The sequence below is a fragment of the Bacteroides faecis genome (genome assembly GCF_020091505.1).
In the GTDB taxonomy this organism is placed as follows: Bacteria; Bacteroidota; Bacteroidia; order Bacteroidales; family Bacteroidaceae; genus Bacteroides; species Bacteroides faecis.
In genome coordinates, this window is the sequence record NZ_CP081916.1 from 4,564,729 (window position 1) to 4,584,184 (window position 19,456).

A 19,456-nucleotide genomic window follows, 5' to 3' on the forward strand; every position below is an offset into this window, starting at 1 on the left:
CAAAATCATTATGGATATGGCAAAATATATAGTAAATATCATCTTAGTAACAGCTTGTCTTTTCACCTATACTTCCTGTATAAGAAAAATGAATCTATACGATGAGAATAGAAATACAGGACAAGACAATAACGAAAAAGATACAGATTCTACTCCCGTCTATATGTATCCTTTCGACAAAGAAACAGCAAACGTTACAGCAGAAATCATTATCCACACAAAAAAAGAAATACAGACCAAAGATATTAATGTCGAAATCCCTCATTTAAAATACAATAAGACATGGATGTTGATGCTAACACAAGACGACTGCATGCAGGCTGCTTTTTGCCGTACGTGGGCTGCAATAAACGGTAAACCGATCTCAAGTTCAATACCTTATCCTACTCCAACTCCCACTGATCAGAATATGAAACACCAATTATATTTTGACATCAAACATTTGCAAAAAGGGGATCTTCCCCCTACTATTATTTCCGCCAACCAATCTTTGGGATGTACAGACGGAGCAGGAAATGAAGTTCGGTTTGCTATTACTACCACTCTTGCCCCTGAAGAAAAATGGATGGATGCTGAAACAAACGTACTGCCGGGGTTTACTGCAAACTATTATCGTTTTTATATGAAATCCGGACTTATATGGGATAACATACGAGAGATGTTGAACTATGGAACAGGCATTGCCCTCCATGATGTAATGACAAAGGATGCTAATGATCCAATACAAATATTGGAACATTTTGATATTGCCCAAAACATTATTGTAGAGAAACTCACAGGAAGGGGATGCAAATTTCTTGCTGAACCCAATGGAAATAAGACATACGTAACTGCTGCTCTTCAATGTCCGGAAATTCAAACGATGACCGCACAAGCAGGAGCAATTACCCTATATCCGTATCAAGTGTCTGAAACTTTACAAAAATCTCTGATAGAACGGGAGTTTAACGATTCACCAGCATATTTTAAACAACAGATTACTGACCTGCTAAAATTACCCAAAGAAGAACGTAAAGCAATCTGCATAGGTGTTCATGGTACGGACAACAATTGGATCGACTTTTTATTATGGTTAAATAGTAATTATGGTAAAGATGGGGATGATTCGTTATGGTTTCCAAGCCAGGAAGAATATTATGAATATAACTATTATCGTTTAAACAGCCATATTAGTATAGCACAAATAGACGCAAGTTCTTTCAAATTAACAGTAAATTTACCGGGAGAAAAGTTCTTCTACTATCCTTCTACCACTATCAATTTGTCGGGAATTAGCATGTATGACATTGTTTCCATCGAAGGAAATGATGCATTGACCGGACTATCTTATGCTGACTACAAAGACGGTATCATGCTCAATATCGACTGTCGGAAATACCTGTTTGAACACGCCGAGAATTTCGTAAAACGATATGAGGCCAATCCTTCCGATGCTTCCAACAAAGCAGACGCCCTCTACTTTGTAAACATACTGAAAGAATCGGCTAAAAAAGAGGCACTGAAAAAACGACTTCAATAAGTAAATCAACAAACATCTATTAAACGAGAATATAGCTATGAACGAAACCCTCATCCTCGAAATCATCTTCTGGTCCGCCCTGTTCATGGTGTTCTACACCTATCTGGGCTACGGTATCGTCCTCTACGCGCTCGTCAGGCTGAAAGAGCTTTTCGTGAAACCCGTGAAACGGGTGCTGCCACCGGACAGTGACCTGCCGGAAGTAACCCTCTTCATCACCGCCTTCAACGAAGAAGACGTGGTGGACGAAAAGATGGAGAACAGCCTCGCCCTGGACTACCCTGCGGACAAACTCCGCATCGTCTGGGTGACGGACGGAAGCGATGACGGCACAAACGACCGTCTCCAAACCCGCTGGAACGGAAAAGTAACCGTCTACTTCCAGCCGAAACGGCAGGGAAAGACAGCCGCCATGACACGAGGAATGACACTCGTCCGGACCCCGCTTGTCGTCTTTACGGACGCCAACACGATGGTCAACAGCGAGGCAATCCGTGAAATCGTACTGGCTTTTCAAAACCCGAAAGTGGGCTGCGTGGCAGGAGAAAAGCGTATAGCCGTACAGACGAAGGACGGAGCAGCCGCCGGAGGCGAAGGCATCTACTGGAAATACGAATCGACACTGAAAGCGCTCGACTCCCGTCTCTACTCAGCTGTAGGCGCTGCCGGAGAACTGTTTGCCGTCCGCCGCGAACTCTTCGAACCGATGGAACCGGATACGCTGCTCGACGACTTCATCCTCTCTCTCCGCATCGCCATGAAAGGATACACCATCGCCTACTGCACCAACGCCTACGCCATCGAAAGCGGATCGGCAAATATGGGTGAAGAGGAAAAACGGAAAGTGCGCATCGCTGCCGGAGGATTACAGTCGATCTGGCGTCTGCGCCCGTTGCTGAACCCTTTCCGTTACGGAATCCTTAGTTTTCAGTACACGTCGCACCGGGTATTGCGCTGGTCTGTCACTCCATTCCTGCTGTTTGTGCTGTTGCCGCTGAATATAGTCGTTTTACTGCTGGGCGGATCTCCCCTGTTTTATGGCACCCTGCTGGGGTTACAGATTCTTTTCTACGGAATGGGATACTGGGGATATTACCTCTCTACCAGACAAATAAAGAATAAAGTACTGTTTATTCCCTATTATTTCTTATTCATGAACGTGAATGTGCTCAAAGGAATCGGCTACCTGAAAAGAAAAAAAGGAAGCGGAGCGTGGGAAAAAGCAAAACGCGCGGAAAAATAAGAACAGAGAAACAAATCTTTTATTATCTTTGCATGAAACAGAATCTTATAAATCTAATCGGACAAGCATGAACAGAACATTACATGAGGCGGATAATGCGCAGAGGATACTGAAACTGACTGCCGACACCATGCTATTAGTCGATAGAAATGGCATTTGCATTGATATTGATATTCATAGCAATTTATGGTTTTTGCAAGAAGAGAGGCTCTTAGGAAAAAATATATTCGAATTAATGCCCGAACATACCCGGGAGAAGGTCTACAGCACCTTCGAAACCGTACTCCGGGAACAGCGCAGCATCAGCAAAAACTACAAGCTGGAACTGAAAGATGATACCTATTACTTCAAGTGTATCATGTATCCTTACGATGACAACGTGCTCTGCCAATATCGGGACATCACCCAGCGAAGCAACGTGAAACGCCAGCTGGAGCAGGTCAACAGGAACTTACGGGAGATACAGAAAGTGGCCCAGATCGGACAGTGGATGTACAACACATACGACAATGTATTCTATTATATGGGCTACACCGGAGTGTTGTGCGAAGAGTCCTCCCGAAGTATCTCTCTTGACAACTACCAGCAGCTTATTGTCGAAGAAGACCGCCTGAACTTCACCAACTGGTGCCGCAAAAACGAGGAAGGTCCCAACGAGGAGAGCATCAGCTACCGCGTCCGCGTTGCCGGAGAGATCTACTACATGCGTCTGCAGGCCTATCTGCGCGAAGAGCTGCCGAACGGTAGCTGCAACATCGAAGGGTACATCCAGAACATCACCTACATACAGCGTCACAGAAACGATATCAACACGCTGACACATGCCATCAACAACGCAAAGGAGAGTATCTTCGCCGCCAAAGAGGATGGCACGCTGATCTTCGCCAACCGCCAGTTCCTCCAGAATCATGGCATTCCAGAAAGTGAGGAGATCGGCAAACTGAAAATCTACGAAATAGCCGGGGACATGAAAACGGAGAATGACTGGCAGGAACGCTGCAAAGATATTCTTCACGGAGGAAGCAGAAGTTTCATCGCCCATCACCCCTCGCGGATAAGCAAAAACATACTGGCTTACGAAGGGATCATGTACAATGTCACCAACGACTCCGGAGAGGAAAGTTACTGGTCGTTCTCACACGACATCTCCGAACGGCTGCACTATGAAGCGCAAATCAAACGGCTCAACCTGATCATGGATACCACCATCGACAATCTTCCCGCCGGAATTGTCGTCAAGGAGGTCAACAATGATTTCAGATATATCTACCGCAACCGGGAATCGTACAACCGGGACCTGTGCGTCGGCGAAGCTATCGGCAAGAATGACTTCGACTACTATCCGCCCGAAGTGGCAGAAAAGAAAAGGGAGGAAGATGTACTGGTTGCCACTACCGGACAAGGACTCCACTGGACGATGGAAGGAAAAGACAAAAACGGAAACCAGCTCATTCTGGACAAGCGGAAGATACGGGTGGACGGGGACGAACTATCCTCTCCTATCATTGTCAGCATCGAATGGGACATCACGGAACTGGAAAAGATCAAACGGGAACTTCAGACATCCAAGGAGAAAGCTGAAATGTCCGACAAACTGAAATCTGCTTTCCTCGCCAATATGAGTCATGAGATACGTACTCCACTGAATGCCATCGTCGGCTTCTCGCATCTGATCGCCGAAAGTGAAAATACGGAAGAACGGCATACATTCTACGAGATTGTCGAGGCCAACAACGAACGTTTGCTGCAACTGATCAACGAGATTCTCGATCTTTCGAAAATCGAATCGGGCATTATTGAGTTCACCAGCGCACCGGTAAATATCCACAGCCTGTGTAAGGAAGTGTACGATGCCCACGTCTTCCGTACTCCACAAGGGGTGAAGCTAATCTACGAGCCATCCGAAAATGGTCTGGTGATAGAGACTGACAAGAACCGGGTGTTCCAGGTGTTCTCGAACCTGATAGGCAACGCGTTCAAATTCACAAAGGCGGGCAGCATCAGCTACGGATACAAGCTGGTGAACAAGCAGGTTGTTTTCCACGTGACTGACACCGGTACGGGCATCGAACCGGAGAAAATAGAACGTGTGTTCGAACGCTTTGCCAAACTGAACAACTACGCGCAGGGCACAGGACTGGGACTGTCTATCTGTAAAACAATCGTTGAACGGTTGGGTGGCGAAATCTCTGTTTCTTCGGTGGTAGGCAAAGGGACGACTTTCACTTTCACGCTGCCTTACGAATCGGATCAAGCATCCGGAGATAGGGAAGAACAGGAACGGAATGCGACGAATGCAAACGGAAATCCGAGTGATACGGCAGCCATGGGAACGTTCGCTGAAACGTCTGTCCAGGATGCTTCCGGCAGCGTGTCCGGAAATACAGAGGAAGGCTGTTCCGAAGGTAGTTCCGCTGATGCCTCTCCCAGCCAGCAAACGATTCTGATAGCAGAAGATGAGGACAGCAACTTTGATTTGCTGAAGGCCATTCTTGGAAGGAAGTACAGGCTGATACGTGCCCGGGATGGTATGGAAGCCGTCATGTCATACGACGAAGCGAAGCCGGACCTTATCCTGATGGACATCAAAATGCCCAATCTCGATGGTCTGGAGGCCACAAAGATTATTCGTGAGCTCTCTACCACTGTGCCCATCATCGCACAAAGTGCTTATGCCTACCAGCAGGATCAGATAGCTGCTATGGACGTCGGCTGCAATGACTTCATTGCCAAACCGATCTCGCAAGCGAAGCTCAAGGATATGATTAATAAATGGTTACCGTAAAATGAAAGCCTTCTATAGATTACTCTACTATCTGTCTATCCTGCTGACAAGTATTTTGGCTGGTTTCACATTAGCCGGAGCCTTTGCCGGAGATGCTTCACCGGACAGCTTTACGCTAATGCCTTTTATCGGATTGATTTTGCCGGTACTTTTGCTGGCTAATGTCGTCTCTGCGATCTATTGGACGGTCCGCTGGCGATGCTGGGTTTTCATTCCTTTCATCGCCATATTGGGAAACTGGGGATACCTGACTCGTGTTCTCCAGTCTCCGCTTTTTGATTCAGCTTCCCAACCGAATACTGAATCTTTGTCTCTGAAGAAAAACGAAAGAGGCACCGAATCAGCACTGACTATTGCCACCTATAACGTTAACAGCTTTAATCGCGAGCACACAGGTTTCTCATGCAAGGAAATCGCTGCTTACATGAAGGAGCTCGGGGTAGACATTTTCTGTTTTCAAGAGTTTGGGATCAATCATGAATTTGGTATTGACAGCCTTCGCACCGTTCTTTCCGGATGGCCGTATTACTATGTTCCTTCTTCTCCTGCCGGGGAGAATCTTTTACAACTGGCTGTGTTCAGCCGTTATCCTATCAAGGAGAAGCAGCTCGTCACCTACCCAAATTCCAACAACTGCAGCCTGTGGTGTGATATCGACATTAACGGCCAAACGATCCGTCTGTTCAACAATCATCTGCAGACTACGGAAGTCAGCCGCAACAAGCGCAAACTGGAAAAAGAACTTCGTGCGGACGATACCGACCGTGCGGAACGTGCCGCTCTCACCCTTGCCGATGGTCTGCACGAGAACTTCAAGAAACGTGCCGCACAAGCTGAACATATCAATCAATTGATTTCCGCTTCTCCCTATCCCACCCTGGTATGTGGTGACTTCAACTCTCTCCCTTCTTCATATGTATATCAAACGGTAAAAGGAGAAAAACTGAATGATGGTTTTCAGACCTGCGGACATGGGTATATGTACACTTTCCGATATTTCAAGCATCTGCTGAGAATCGACTATATCCTCCATTCGTCTGAGTTTCAAGGGGTGGATTACTTCTCTCCGGATTTGGAGTATAGTGATCATAATCCGGTGGTGATGAGGATGAGGTTATAAGCTTTACGCTGTATATCACTATATAGTAAGGCAACAAAAAAGCCGGTTAACTCATTATGAATTAACCGGCTCCCATTAAAATAAAATCCTTCTTTTTAACTTTAAAACTTGTATTAGAAAGTAACTTTTACTCCTAATTGCATAGACCATGCACTACCAATGGTATTGGTATATTGCCATGATGATCTTTCTTTAAAAGCTTCACGTGAATTAGCATTTATCTGGTAAGTCAAGGGTTCACCAACTTTGCTGGCAGTTTTTAATAACTGTACATTGTCATAACTCTTGAGACCACAAGATTGATATGCTCCCCATTTTGAATTAATCATATTTCCTACATTCAGCATATCAAGGCTAACCTGTATTCCATATTTACGCCCACCTAAAGTTGCATAAAAATCCTGAGCAATTTTAAAATCAAAGCGATTAATCCAAGGTGTTAAAGATCCATTACGTTCCACATATTTTCCCTTACGATCTTTAAGATAAGAATCATTGTTCACAAAATCCCAAAAATCTTTAGCTTGATCTACAGCAGAATAAGTAATAGCACCACTTTTATCTGTAATATCAACAAAGGTCATTTCATCCTGAGAGTTAGGCACGTATATTAAATCCGAATAATTGCCATCACCATTCATATCATTATAATATGTATAGGAATAACGTCCTGTATGATATCCTGAATAAAATAACGAGAACGTTGTCTTTAAGCATTTAGCATAATTAATTTCATAAGAAGCATTAGCAATAATACGATGAGGCGTAGAAAATAAAGAATAAGATACTCCAGGATCATTCAATGAATTTACTGCCACATTATTTTGCCATGCTGAATTAGGTGCTGACCCAGGATTTGCAGTCAGATCTTTAGCCATTGTATAAGTATAGCCGATAGACCCTGTAAAACCAAAATCGTATTTCTTTGTCAAAATAGCATTAAAAGAATATTGATATCCTTTATCTTCTCCATTAGAAAGTTTTACTACTACATTCTTACCATTAGTATAATCATTATACTCGTATTTTTTTGAAGCCCAATAAATACGATCCGGTTGTTCATTATACACACCCGTAGGCTCAGCCTCATTCATATTGATCTGCGCAACATTATAAATATCTCTTGTATACATTGCTCCAACAGATAACATAAAATCATACGGCAGTTGAATATCCACATTCAAATTACTACGCCAAACTTGCGGCATCTTAAACTTAGGATCTACATATGCTATAACATCAGGTGCTTGCTCTGAAGGTGTAGAAGGAAATAAACTGGGATATTTCTGCAGAGTTTCTCTATAATTAGGATTAAAACCAAAGTCAGCAGGTAAAGAGCCCGGATTTTTTTGTGTATTATACTCTACCATATTTTGGTATAAGCCCGAATTACTTGGTTGATTAGTGAACCATACAAAAGGTAACAATCCAGTAAAGATTCCTGTACCTCCTGATACAATTACGGAGCGATCACCTTTTACATCCCAATTAAAACCGACTCTTGGCGAAAACAAGACTTGTGTCTTCGGCCACTTAGAAATATCGACATGAGTATTATTTACAAAAGCTAATTCCTCTATTGACTTGTTAGAATCCAATGAATTCATATATATTGGCATATCCAGACGTAAGCCATATGTCAAACGAAAATTAGGAGTAAGAGACCATACGTCTTGGGCATATACACCAGCCATTCCGAATGTCAACTCAGAACCTGGAGCATCATTACCATTATACCCATATGTAATACCATAAATGGTAGGTACTTTTCCCTGCATAAAATCATCCATTGAATCATAACGATAATATCCGTAAGGGCCTCTCAAATAAGAATTTTTAAAATATTGGCGTTCAAAAGAAACGCCAGCAAGCAATTCATGTTTTCCTAATGATATACTCACATTATCAACAAGACTAAATACATTATTGATAACCTGATTATTAGGAGTAAACACTTCTGTACCTAAAGTTATATATTGCTTTCCGTCCTTATATATATCGACAAAAGGAAAATCAGAGCCTTTCTGCTCGCGTGTATCACTAATATGAGTATATGTGGCTAACAGTTTATTCTGAACATTATTCGAGAAACGACTATTTAACTCGCCTGTTATCGATGTTACTACGTTTTTCATCTTATAGTTTGAATTACCAAAAGAAAAGGCATCCAAACCATAACGATTAGAATTAGTACTAGTTATAATAGTGGACTTAGCGCTTACTTCTCTGTCATCTTCTGAGGAAACAGAATTAAAACGCACTGTCAACTTATGGTTCTGATGTATATTCCAATCAATACGAGCCATTAACTTCCAATTATCACTTTGGAAATTATTGAAGTTCTCATACTGTCCGGGGTCATAATCATATTTAGTTTTAACAAAGTCACTGATAGTACGCATATCACCCACCCAAGTACGTGAGATACGTTTTCCGCTATCCCCTGTTCCATTTTGATCTTGATTAGGAAGCCAAGTTACCCCCGGAGTTTCCTTATTTTCAATTTCAGCATTCAAGAAGAAGAAAAGCTTATTCTTAATGATTGGACCTCCAAAAGTTACACCATATGAATGAGAGTTGTATTCTTTTGCTTTAAGAATATCCTCACCGTCAATAGAGCTCCCTGCAAATCCTCTTGGTTTATGATAGGTATATGCAGTACCCGAAAATGAGTTTGTTCCACTTTTTGTTACAGCATTAATAGAAGCACCTGTGAAGTTGGAATATTTAACATCGTAAGGAGAGACATTTACAGTAATCTCATCGATTGCATCTAAAGATATGGGTTGAGAATCTCCTCCAGGTAAATTATTAGAACTTAATCCGAAACTATTATTAAACGAAGCACCATCAATCGTTATATTGTTATAACGTCCATCACGCCCCGCAAAAGAACTGCTTCCACCTGCATAAGGAGAGAGCTTTGTGAAATCTGTTATACTTCTGTTAATAGTAGGTAAAGTGTTCATCTGACGTTCACTTACATTAGTAACGGTACCTATTTTTTCAATAGTTTTTGGTGCTGTTACTACTACTTCATCCAACAACTCTGAACTTTCTTTCAAAGAAACATTCAATACGTAGTTTTCTCCTAATGACAACTGGATGCCCTTGTAAATGGCTGACTGATAGCCAACATAGGTGATTTCGACTTTGTAAGGGCCGCCCGTACGCATACCTTGCAGATTGAATTGCCCACTGACATTGGTCACTGTACCATAGCGGGTACCGGAGGGCTCGTGAATAGCAACGATCGTTGCTCCAATAATAGGTTCATCTTGTGCTGTTACTTTACCACTCATACTTGCTGTGGTAACCTGCGCACTCATCGTAGCAGTAATCAGTAACATTACGACCACTAAAAAAGACCGCATTCTCTTCAACATAATGTAATTTATTAGTTAATACTAATTGTTTGTTTCATTGAAACTGTGCACAAAGATAATTAATATTATTTAGACTTAGATGACAATTATGCTACATTCTTTTAAGAGAGATAAACATTTTATTGCTTTCGAAAACAATAAAGGCCCTGCAATGCTTGCAGAGCCTTTCATTTTCGTATATTAAGCGAGATTTAACTTGTAATCTGTCAGCAAATACTAGTCAGTCATTAAGTTTCTGTAACGAACACGCTTCGGCTCTTCATTGCCCAGACGTTTCAGTTTATTCTCTTCATACTCTGAATAAGAACCCTCAAAGTAGAATACATTTGAATCTCCTTCGAAAGCTAAAATATGCGTACAGATACGGTCGAGGAACCAACGGTCGTGAGAGATGACTACCGCACAACCGGCAAAGTCTTCCAAACCTTCCTCCAAAGCACGAAGGGTGTTCACGTCAATGTCATTGGTCGGCTCATCGAGCAATAACACGTTACCTTCTTCTTTCAGAGCGATTGCCAAGTGCAGGCGGTTTCTTTCACCACCGGAAAGAACACCACAAAGTTTTTCCTGATCGGCACCGGCAAAGTTGAAACGGGACAGGTACGCACGTGCATTGATATCACGTCCGCCCATACGGATCAAATCGTTACCACCGGAGATTACCTGATAGACGCTCTTGTTCGGGTCAATGTCTTTATGTTGCTGGTCTACATAGGATACCTTTACGGTCTCTCCTACTTCAAACTCGCCTTTATCCACCGTTTCCAATCCCATAATCAGACGGAAAAGGGTTGTTTTTCCCGCACCGTTAGGACCGATAACGCCAACAATACCATTAGGAGGAAGCATAAAGTTCAGATCGTCAAACAGCAGTTTGTCACCGTATGCCTTCGCTACGTGTTTGGCCTCGATCACCTTATTACCCAGACGGGGACCGTTCGGAATAAAGATTTCCAGTTTCTCTTCTTTTTCCTTCAAGTCTTCGTTCAGCAACTTGTCGTATGAATTAAGACGGGCTTTTCCTTTAGCCTGACGAGCTTTCGGAGCCATGCGCACCCATTCCAACTCACGTTCCAGTGTTTTGCGGCGCTTGCTGGCAGTCTTTTCTTCCATCTCCATCCGCTTGGTCTTCTGTTCCAGCCACGACGAATAGTTTCCTTTCCATGGAATACCTTCACCACGGTCAAGTTCGAGAATCCATCCGGCAACGTGATCCAGGAAGTAACGGTCGTGGGTTACAGCGATTACTGTACCTTCGTATTGCTGGAGATGCTGTTCCAGCCAGTCGATAGATTCAGCATCCAAATGGTTGGTAGGCTCATCAAGCAACAGTATGTCCGGTTTCTGCAATAGCAAACGGCAAAGGGCAACACGACGGCGTTCACCTCCGGAAAGATTTTCCACCGGCTGATCTTCGGGCGGACAACGGAGTGCATCCATAGCACGTTCCAGTTTGCTGTCCAGATTCCACGCATCGGTTGCATCGATAATATCCTGCAGCTCTCCCTGACGGGCGAAAAGAATATCCATCTTGTCCTGATCTTCATAATATTCAGGCAAACCGAATTTCTGATTGATTTCTTCGTATTCTGCCAGTGCGTCAACAATTGGTTGCACACCTTCCATTACTACTTCTTTTACGGTCTTTGTGTTGTCCAGATAAGGTTCCTGTGCCAGATAGCCCACAGAATATCCCGGAGAGAAGACTACTTCCCCCTGATAGGATTTCTCCAAACCTGCGATAATCTTCAATAAGGTAGATTTACCGGAACCATTCAGACCAATAATACCAATCTTCGCTCCATAGAAGAACGACAGGTAAATGTCTTTCAGTACATTTTTATTTGGTTGGAAAGCTTTGCTCACTCCCACCATTGAGAAGATGATTTTTTTATCGTCAGCCATATATTAATGATTGTATATTGTTGATAATGGCACAAAGATAAGAAAAATGTTTGAAATGCTTTGGAGTTCTAAAAAAATGTTCTACCTTTGCACCCGCAATTCGAAAGAAAGCACAAAGGATTGATTCGCTAGCTCAGCAGGTAGAGCACAACACTTTTAATGTTGGGGTCCTGGGTTCGAGCCCCAGGCGGATCACTAAAAAAGAAGAAAAGTCTCTGATAATCAATGGTTATTGGAGACTTTTCTTCTTTTATTCGTATATACGGATAAGAGATATTAATGCTGATCGCTACTCCTCCGATGATGAAAATATTCTCCACCCCCAGCCTATCGGCAATAAAACCGGTTAGCAGCAGACCGATGACAGAAGGGAACTGACTGATACTTCCATACAAAGGAAAGATACAACTTTAGGAAATAGCAGAAATGAACATTTGTTAATAAAAAGATGCCTATTCCGGACAACTGCTTACCGGAAAAATAGCTTATTTTTGCAAGCAAAGCAAGAATAGACAAATGGTTGAATCCGAAATAAATAAAAGATATTGCCAAAGTTGCGGAATGCCGCTTCGCTTTGATGTGGAAGAATATCTAGGTACTAACTCTGACGGTTCGAGAAGTGATGAGTTTTGCTATTATTGCCTGAAGGAGGGAAAATACATTGTCGACATATCCATGTGGGAAATGATCGATATCTGGATAAAATATACAGATAAATATAATGAATATGCAGATACGGACTATTCTCCGGAAGAACTGAGGAATATACTGAATAAACGGCTTCCTACACTGAACAGATGGCGGCAAAAGGTGGAAACAAGCTATCTGCATCACAAGATGATTCAGAACATAATAGTGTACATCAACTGTCATCTGACGGAGATATTGGATACTGATACACTGAGTTCAATGAGCGGGCTGTCCAAATACCACTTCAGAAGAGTGTTCCTTGCCGCTACCGGAGAAAATATCGGCAGCTATATACAGCGTTTGCGCATTGAACATGTTGCACATTTGCTGATCTCAACAGACTATACACTGAAACAAATAATAGAGCAGACAAGTTATCAGACTAAATCCAGCATTGCTAAAGCTTTTAAGAAACATTTTGGTATATCAACTTCCCAATACAGAGAAAAGCATAAACCGAACAGTAAAAATCCGGCAACGGATATCGAGCCGGAAATAAAAGTGATCAGCCCGATGAAGATATTCTGCATTGAAGTAGGAGAAGCGTATAAAAACAAAATAAAATACCAATTGCTATGGAATAAACTACGGCATTACGCCAGACAGTATGAAGCCGATCAGCGGTATGACAAGTTTATCAGCCTTAGTATGGACGATCCGTCAATCACACCTACAGATAAGTGCAGATTCTATCTGGGTATTACCATTCGCGATGATTCAAAAGTGAAAACGATGCCGGGGATCATGCAGATACCCGGTGGACGGTATGCCATATTCAGGCATAAGGGAAGCTATTCTTCTTTATACAAAGCGTACAGGATGATTTATGAGGAATGGTTCCCGAAAAGTAAATACCATCCTCAAAGTACATCCAGCTTTGAGGTATATATGAATCGTCCGTCTACTACAGAAACATCGGAGTTGCTAACAGACATATATATACCGGTCATACGGAAGTAATCATCATTAAAAACAGAATCTATGGCAAAGATATCAGAAATCATGCTTTTACAGCAACCGGAGCAGCCTGCTCTGGCTATCGAAGTGCAAACCGACATGAAAGGAATGCCACAAGCTATCGGAGAGAACTTTGTAAGAATCGACACTTTATTCAAGGAGCAAGGGGAAGTGACCACCAATATTCCCTTTGTCGGGTACCCCGACTTTGAAAGCCTGACCGAAGAACATGTAAGAATGATTATCGGATTGAAATCGTCGAGAACTCTACAAGGGACCGGAAACATAAAGTCTGTCATCATCCCCGCCAGAAGAATAGTCTCATGCTTGCACAGAGGAAACTACAATGAATTGGCACAACTGTATAACGAGATGGCCGAATGGATAAAGACAAATGGATATAAGGCTTCCGGAACATCAATAGAATATTATTACAGTAATCCGGATGTGCCCGAAGAAGAACATGTCACAAGAGTTGAAATGCCTTTGCTATAAAAAACAGGAGACATGCCTACAATTGCTGAAACGACATAATTACGCTGTGACAAAAGCCAGCCGTGTTAAAAGCCAATGGATATGCGGCCTGACGTTTCCATCTTCCATTCCTTTGAATTCTTGTCATACTGATATTCAGCACCGACACTTACTTCCGTATTCTTTTTCACATCAACCGATATGGAGGCTCCCATCCCCGTATGTGGAAATATCGGATTATAAACCGGAGGAGGCGTATTGCCCCAGATAAAGTACTGTCCCCAGACATTTAGACGGACATTTCTGGCCAAAGTATATTGCATCCTCGTATACATTCCTGCTATATCTTGCCTCGCTATAGGCAAAGCCAAGTAGTATTGCCGGCTATAGACACCTCCTGCCTCAACGAAAAATCTTTGGGAAGGTATCCAGCGCACTCCGACATTGACTGACATATATTGTCCTAATCCCAAATAAGTTTTCTGTTCCGCACTCCCAATAAAAGAAAGTCGCCCATTCATCGGATACCGCCGGAAGTTATAAAAATCCGTCAATGTCGGATTACTTTCCAGCAATGCAGGAAAATCATAAAAATAAGGAGATAAGCCCGATGCAGGGTTTGAGGGTGTCAAGCCGTATGACTGCGTGGACTTATCATCTGCTGCTTTCTTTTTGACCTCCATATCCGGCAACTTCGGTTCTATGTCTTTTGTTTCAAGCAATAAACGTCCGCTTACTTCCGTAGAACTATTTTTCTTTTGCACGTCTACTTTATTCTCCTTTTCTACAGTTTGGGAAAAGGCAGCAGTAACACATACAGAAGTTACAAAAACGAAAACAACAATTGTTCTGACCATTATATTCTCCTTTCCTATATCAAGGCTATATTATTAATACAATTATCCGGTCAAAAGCTCAATAGTCAATAACATCTTTTTTATTTTAAAGAGATGATAGATCGACGGACAGTTTCTGCCATTACTTTGGCTCCCTTTTCATTCGGATGAATGCGGTCCGGAAAAAGTTCGGGCATTCCGTCCATAGCAGTATGGAGGTCTATGACAGACAGGTTGTTTTTCCTGGCAAGTTTCCTTATCATCGGGATGATCTCTTTGGAGATAATATCATCGTTGATACCGTCACCTGTCAGATAGGCTTTGGAAGGATAGCAGAGATAAATCTTCGGTTGTGCCGGAAGGGCTTTGAAGGCATCAATCATTGTCTGCGCATCTTTCATAAAGTCGGCTTTGTATTTCCAGTTGAATGATTTACTGTCGTTTGTCCCGAGTTTGATAACAACAATATTAGGGTTGAAAGCTAATGCATTCTTGTAGGCAAGTTCATTCATATACGGATGATCTCCTTTGTTCAACATAGTGCGGGCACTTACTCCGAAGTTTTTCACCCAGTAACCATCGCCCAGCATACGAGACAATACGGAAGGATAACTATCGCGGCTGCGATTCTTTATTCCTGCTCCGAACGTAATGCTGTTGCCGATGCAAGCTACACGTACGGCATCTTTGCGGGGAGCTTTGAAGCTACGCAACCAAGAGGTCAGTTCGTTCTGCATTTCACTCTTGTAGAGGAAGTCTTCACGGATTCCCCAACCATGTCCGCCTGTGGGATAAATGTGGAGAACGGAGGGAACGCCTTTCTTATTCAGAGCCAGATAATAGTTGACTCCATTGGCAGGAGGAACGACTTTATCATCATCACTATAAACAATGAACGCACGGGGAGTTTCCTTTGTCACCTGCTTCTCGTTAGAGAATTCTTTTTCCAGTTCTTCAGAAGCATCTTTGCCCAACAGATTGTCATGAGAGCCCATGTGGGTAAAAGATTTATCCATCGTAATCACCGGATAGAAGAGAATCTGGAAATTAGGACGAAGCTCTTTAGGCGCATGTGTAGCGATTGTCGAAGCCAGATGACCTCCGGCGGAAGATCCCATGATACCAATATCATTCGGATTCAGATTCCATACGTCAGCACTGTCGCGTACCATTTTCATGGCGGCTTCGGCATCAGAGATCGGGAGAGTGCGGTCCCCTTTCGGCATCCGGTATTTAAGAACGATCAATGCAATTCCTTGTTTGTTGAAATATGGTGCCCAGTCATACCCTTCATGATTGACCGCCAAGCCGGAGTATCCCCCACCCGGGCAAGCTACCACCGCACGCCCAGTTGCCAATTCCGGTGCCGGAAGAAAAACACGAAGAGAAGGTTGTTCAATATCAAATGGTTTTGGCGCACTTTGTGCCGAGGCTTGCAGACCTGCTAACAACAGGACGAGCAATACCCAAAAAGAAGAGATTTTTTGTTTCATAGTATCTGTATACTTTGATTAATGAATATTTTGATGTGCGAAGATAGTAATTTTATGTATCTTTGCGCCTCCTTTTAAATAGAAAAAGTAATATGCAAGGGATAAAGAATCTGACACATGGTCCTATCAACCGCCAACTGTTCAATCTGGCGATGCCCATCATGGCAACATCGTTTATACAGATGGCATACAGCCTTACGGATATGGCATGGGTGGGACGGTTGGGAAGTGAAGCCGTAGCAGCCATCGGTTCTGTAGGAATCCTGACGTGGATGTCCGGTTCTATCTCCTTATTAAATAAGGTAGGGTCCGAAGTCAGCGTAGGACAATCCATCGGTGCACAAAACCAAGAAGATGCCCGTCAGTTCGCTTCACACAATATCACGATTGCACTGATCATTTCGCTCTGCTGGGGCGGATTGCTTTTCACATTCGCAAGTCCCATTATCCGGATTTACGAACTCGAAGAGCACATCACGGTCAATGCTATCGAATACCTGCGGATTATCTCCACCGCATTACCGTTCATATTCCTGTCTGCCGCCTTTACCGGTATCTATAATGCAGCAGGACGAAGCAAAATCCCGTTTTATATCAGCGGTACAGGACTGATTATGAACATCATTCTCGATCCCCTGTTTATCTTCGGATTCGGCCTGGGTACAAACGGTGCCGCCTATGCCACATGGCTTTCGCAAGCTACTGTTTTCGCCATCTTCATCTACCAACTACGTTTCCGCAAGGACGCCCTGCTCGGCGGTTTCCCATTCTTCTCCCGCCTGAAGAAGAAGTACACACGGCGTATTCTGAAATTAGGTCTGCCCGTAGCTACCCTGAACACGTTGTTTGCGTTTGTCAACATGTTCCTCTGCCGCACCGCCTCCGAACAGGGCGGACACATCGGACTGATGACCTTCACCACCGGAGGACAAATAGAAGCTATCACCTGGAATACCTCCCAAGGCTTCTCCACCGCACTTAGCGCCTTTATTGCACAGAATTTCGCTGCCGGACGAATAGAGCGCGTGCTGAAAGCATGGCATACTACCTTGTGGATGACAGGAATCTTCGGTACTTTCTGCACACTGCTGTTCATTTTTTACGGAAACGAAGTCTTTTCAATTTTTGTCCCCGAACAGGCGGCTTATGAAGCCGGCGGTGTATTTCTGCGTATCGACGGATATTCGCAGCTATTCATGATGCTCGAAATCACGATGCAGGGAGTGTTCTATGGCATCGGACGTACCGTACCTCCTGCCATTGTCAGCATCGTATGCAATTATATGCGTATTCCGCTTGCCATCCTGTTTGTACGGATGGGCATGGGAGTAGAAGGCATCTGGTGGGCAGTATGCGTCACAACGATTGCTAAAGGAATGATTCTCTTGGGATGGTTTACCATGATCAGGAAAAAATGCTTAAATCTGCCTTCCGTGTCAACAAGGTAGCCATGTCGTTTGTTATTTAACATATACAAAGATCATCCGGAGTTATTTTAACCTAAAAAGTATGACCTTGGCAAATAATATGTATCTTTGCGTTGTTAATTTATTAAAGTATTATTTTATAAACCTATTAAAAAAACATTGCATTATGAACAAAATGAAATGGATGGTTCTCTTCATGAGTATAACCATTATATTCAGTGGCTGCGCAAGCATGAACAATACGGGCAAAGGTGCCGCAATCGGCGGTGGTTCGGGTGCTGCATTAGGTGCTATCCTCGGCGGTGTTATCGGTAAAGGCAAGGGTGCTGCCATCGGTGCGGCTATTGGTACTGCCGTAGGTGCAGGAACAGGTGCCCTTATCGGAAAGAAGATGGATAAAGCGGCAGCAGAAGCAAAACAGATTGAAGGCGCACAAGTAGAGCAGATAACTGACAACAACGGATTGCAGGCAGTAAAGGTAACATTCGATTCGGGTATTCTTTTCACTACCGGTAATGCGACTCTAAGTGCTGCTGCCAAGTCTGCATTGAGCAAGTTCGCCAACAACGTACTCAACCAGAACAGAGACATGGACGTATCCATCTATGGATATACCGACAATCAGGGCTGGAGAAACAGTACTGCCGAACAAAGTCGTCAGAAGAATCTGAACTTGTCACAGGAACGTGCACAGAGTGTAGCCAGTTATTTGTTGAGCTGCGGCGTTTCATCCAGCCAGATTAAAGGTGTGGACGGAATGGGCGAAAGTGATCCTGTTGCCAGCAACGACACAGCTGCCGGAAGAGAGCAGAATCGTCGTGTAGAAGTTTACATGTACGCAAGTGAGCAGATGATTAAAGATGCACAAGCCGCTTCCCATTAAAAGAATATTGCGTTATGCACGCAACCTGCTGATTTTCTTCTTTGCATCTACCATTCTGGCTGTGATTGTCTATCGGTTTATGCCGGTGTATGTCACCCCGTTGATGGTCATCCGAAGTGTACAGCAGCTTGCGTCAGGAGATAAACCCACGTGGAAACACACGTGGGTTTCTTTTGATAAGATATCTCCCCAACTGCCGATGGCGGTCATCGCCTCCGAAGACAACCGTTTTGCCGAACATAATGGATTTGATTTTATCGAGATCGAGAAAGCGATCAAAGAAAACGAGAAACGGAAACGAAAGCGCGGAGCAAGTACCATCAGTCAGCAGACAGCCAAGAATGTGTTCCTATGGCCGCAATCATCTTGGGTGCGCAAAGGATTCGAGGTTTATTTCACCTTTCTTATAGAGTTGTTCTGGTCGAAAGAACGAATAATGGAAGTATATCTCAACTCTATTGAAATGGGAAAAGGTATTTACGGTGCACAGGCTGCCGCCAAATACAAATTCAATACGACAGCCGCCAAGTTGAGCAAAGGACAGTGCGCACTGATTGCCGCTACGCTCCCCAACCCGATACGGTTTAACTCAGCAAAGCCTTCGGCATATATTTTGAGACGACAAAAACAGATATTGAGACTAATGGACCTGGTTCCTAAATTTCCTCCTGTGGAGAAAAAAGCCATAGAGAAGAAGAATACCAGGAAGAAAAAGAAATAAAGCAATCCCTTTATCCC

General features: G+C 43.3%; 13 protein-coding genes and 1 tRNA gene. 10 read left to right on the forward strand and 4 right to left on the reverse strand.

Annotated elements, in window-relative coordinates; translation table 11 throughout:
• Positions 1–16 precede the first annotated feature (16 nt).
• The 4 genes from K6V30_RS17905 to K6V30_RS17920 all read left to right on the forward strand — a co-directional run bounded on the left by K6V30_RS17905 (position 17) and on the right by K6V30_RS17920 (position 6,667).
• On the forward strand, positions 17–1,519 hold the full coding sequence (locus K6V30_RS17905; protein WP_055270082.1) for a hypothetical protein: 1,503 nt from the start codon (positions 17–19) through the stop codon (positions 1,517–1,519).
• Positions 1,520–1,556: 37 nt separating this feature from the next.
• Positions 1,557–2,762, forward strand: coding sequence for a glycosyltransferase family 2 protein (locus tag K6V30_RS17910; RefSeq protein ID WP_055270040.1), 1,206 nt, complete (start codon positions 1,557–1,559; stop codon positions 2,760–2,762).
• A gap of 67 nt (positions 2,763–2,829) precedes the next feature.
• Positions 2,830–5,547: a hybrid sensor histidine kinase/response regulator gene (locus K6V30_RS17915; protein WP_055270042.1), complete on the forward strand. Its 2,718-nt coding sequence runs from the start codon at positions 2,830–2,832 to the stop codon at positions 5,545–5,547.
• A 1-nt stretch (position 5,548) separates the two neighbouring features.
• The gene (locus tag K6V30_RS17920; RefSeq protein WP_055270044.1) at positions 5,549–6,667 is read left to right on the forward strand and encodes an endonuclease/exonuclease/phosphatase family protein; all 1,119 of its coding nucleotides are present in this window, start codon (positions 5,549–5,551) and stop codon (positions 6,665–6,667) included.
• Positions 6,668–6,780: 113 nt separating this feature from the next.
• Here the strand turns inward: K6V30_RS17920 and K6V30_RS17925 are convergent, their stop codons facing one another.
• The gene (locus K6V30_RS17925) at positions 6,781–10,053 is read right to left on the reverse strand and encodes a TonB-dependent receptor (RefSeq protein WP_008765900.1); all 3,273 of its coding nucleotides are present in this window, start codon (positions 10,051–10,053) and stop codon (positions 6,781–6,783) included.
• 216 nt (positions 10,054–10,269) lie between these two features.
• Positions 10,270–11,958 (reverse strand): energy-dependent translational throttle protein EttA, encoded by a 1,689-nt coding sequence (gene ettA, locus K6V30_RS17930; RefSeq protein WP_010537804.1) that lies wholly within the window; start codon positions 11,956–11,958, stop codon positions 10,270–10,272.
• A gap of 122 nt (positions 11,959–12,080) precedes the next feature.
• On the opposite strand from ettA, the gene K6V30_RS17935 reads away from it, so the two are divergent.
• The 3 genes from K6V30_RS17935 to K6V30_RS17945 all read left to right on the forward strand — a co-directional run bounded on the left by K6V30_RS17935 (position 12,081) and on the right by K6V30_RS17945 (position 14,100).
• Positions 12,081–12,153, forward strand: a tRNA-Lys gene (locus K6V30_RS17935).
• A gap of 321 nt (positions 12,154–12,474) precedes the next feature.
• Positions 12,475–13,608 (forward strand): GyrI-like domain-containing protein, encoded by a 1,134-nt coding sequence (locus tag K6V30_RS17940; protein ID WP_029425523.1) that lies wholly within the window; start codon positions 12,475–12,477, stop codon positions 13,606–13,608.
• A gap of 21 nt (positions 13,609–13,629) precedes the next feature.
• A complete protein-coding gene (locus K6V30_RS17945) occupies positions 13,630–14,100 on the forward strand; it encodes a GyrI-like domain-containing protein (protein WP_010537802.1) in 471 nt (156 codons plus the stop codon).
• Between the two features lie 65 nt (positions 14,101–14,165).
• Here K6V30_RS17945 and K6V30_RS17950 read toward each other — a convergent pair whose 3' ends face one another.
• Positions 14,166–14,936, reverse strand: coding sequence for a hypothetical protein (locus tag K6V30_RS17950; protein WP_055270046.1), 771 nt, complete (start codon positions 14,934–14,936; stop codon positions 14,166–14,168).
• An 80-nt stretch (positions 14,937–15,016) separates the two neighbouring features.
• Positions 15,017–16,408 carry a GDSL-type esterase/lipase family protein gene (locus K6V30_RS17955; RefSeq protein ID WP_022300915.1) on the reverse strand — a complete coding sequence of 464 codons (1,392 nt, stop codon included), beginning with the start codon at positions 16,406–16,408 and terminating at the stop codon, positions 15,017–15,019.
• 92 nt (positions 16,409–16,500) lie between these two features.
• Here K6V30_RS17955 and K6V30_RS17960 point away from each other — a divergent pair, with 92 nt between their 5' ends.
• The 3 genes from K6V30_RS17960 (at position 16,501) to mtgA (ending at position 19,439) form a co-directional block, all read left to right on the forward strand.
• Positions 16,501–17,856: an MATE family efflux transporter gene (locus tag K6V30_RS17960; protein WP_022300914.1), complete on the forward strand. Its 1,356-nt coding sequence runs from the start codon at positions 16,501–16,503 to the stop codon at positions 17,854–17,856.
• A 145-nt stretch (positions 17,857–18,001) separates the two neighbouring features.
• Positions 18,002–18,718: a YiaD family glycine zipper/OmpA-like lipoprotein gene (locus K6V30_RS17965; protein WP_010537798.1), complete on the forward strand. Its 717-nt coding sequence runs from the start codon at positions 18,002–18,004 to the stop codon at positions 18,716–18,718.
• Positions 18,696–19,439, forward strand: coding sequence for a monofunctional biosynthetic peptidoglycan transglycosylase (gene mtgA / locus K6V30_RS17970; protein WP_029425522.1), 744 nt, complete (start codon positions 18,696–18,698; stop codon positions 19,437–19,439). The genes K6V30_RS17965 and mtgA overlap by 23 nt, the downstream gene beginning before the upstream one ends.
• The last annotated feature ends 17 nt before the right edge of the window (positions 19,440–19,456 follow it).

What these genes read in the sequence shown, in the direction of transcription:
- K6V30_RS17905 (WP_055270082.1), top strand. Translation starts at nt 17, where the DNA reads ATGGCAAAATATATAGTAAATATCATCTTAGTAACAGCTTGTCTTTTC.
- K6V30_RS17910 (WP_055270040.1), top strand. Translation starts at nt 1,557, where the DNA reads ATGAACGAAACCCTCATCCTCGAAATCATCTTCTGGTCCGCCCTGTTC.
- K6V30_RS17915 (WP_055270042.1), top strand. Translation starts at nt 2,830, where the DNA reads ATGAACAGAACATTACATGAGGCGGATAATGCGCAGAGGATACTGAAA.
- K6V30_RS17920 (WP_055270044.1), top strand. Translation starts at nt 5,549, where the DNA reads ATGAAAGCCTTCTATAGATTACTCTACTATCTGTCTATCCTGCTGACA.
- K6V30_RS17925 (WP_008765900.1), bottom strand. Translation starts at nt 10,053, where the DNA reads ATGTTGAAGAGAATGCGGTCTTTTTTAGTGGTCGTAATGTTACTGATT.
- ettA (WP_010537804.1), bottom strand. Translation starts at nt 11,958, where the DNA reads ATGGCTGACGATAAAAAAATCATCTTCTCAATGGTGGGAGTGAGCAAA.
- K6V30_RS17940 (WP_029425523.1), top strand. Translation starts at nt 12,475, where the DNA reads ATGGTTGAATCCGAAATAAATAAAAGATATTGCCAAAGTTGCGGAATG.
- K6V30_RS17945 (WP_010537802.1), top strand. Translation starts at nt 13,630, where the DNA reads ATGGCAAAGATATCAGAAATCATGCTTTTACAGCAACCGGAGCAGCCT.
- K6V30_RS17950 (WP_055270046.1), bottom strand. Translation starts at nt 14,936, where the DNA reads ATGGTCAGAACAATTGTTGTTTTCGTTTTTGTAACTTCTGTATGTGTT.
- K6V30_RS17955 (WP_022300915.1), bottom strand. Translation starts at nt 16,408, where the DNA reads ATGAAACAAAAAATCTCTTCTTTTTGGGTATTGCTCGTCCTGTTGTTA.
- K6V30_RS17960 (WP_022300914.1), top strand. Translation starts at nt 16,501, where the DNA reads ATGCAAGGGATAAAGAATCTGACACATGGTCCTATCAACCGCCAACTG.
- K6V30_RS17965 (WP_010537798.1), top strand. Translation starts at nt 18,002, where the DNA reads ATGAACAAAATGAAATGGATGGTTCTCTTCATGAGTATAACCATTATA.
- mtgA (WP_029425522.1), top strand. Translation starts at nt 18,696, where the DNA reads ATGCACAAGCCGCTTCCCATTAAAAGAATATTGCGTTATGCACGCAAC.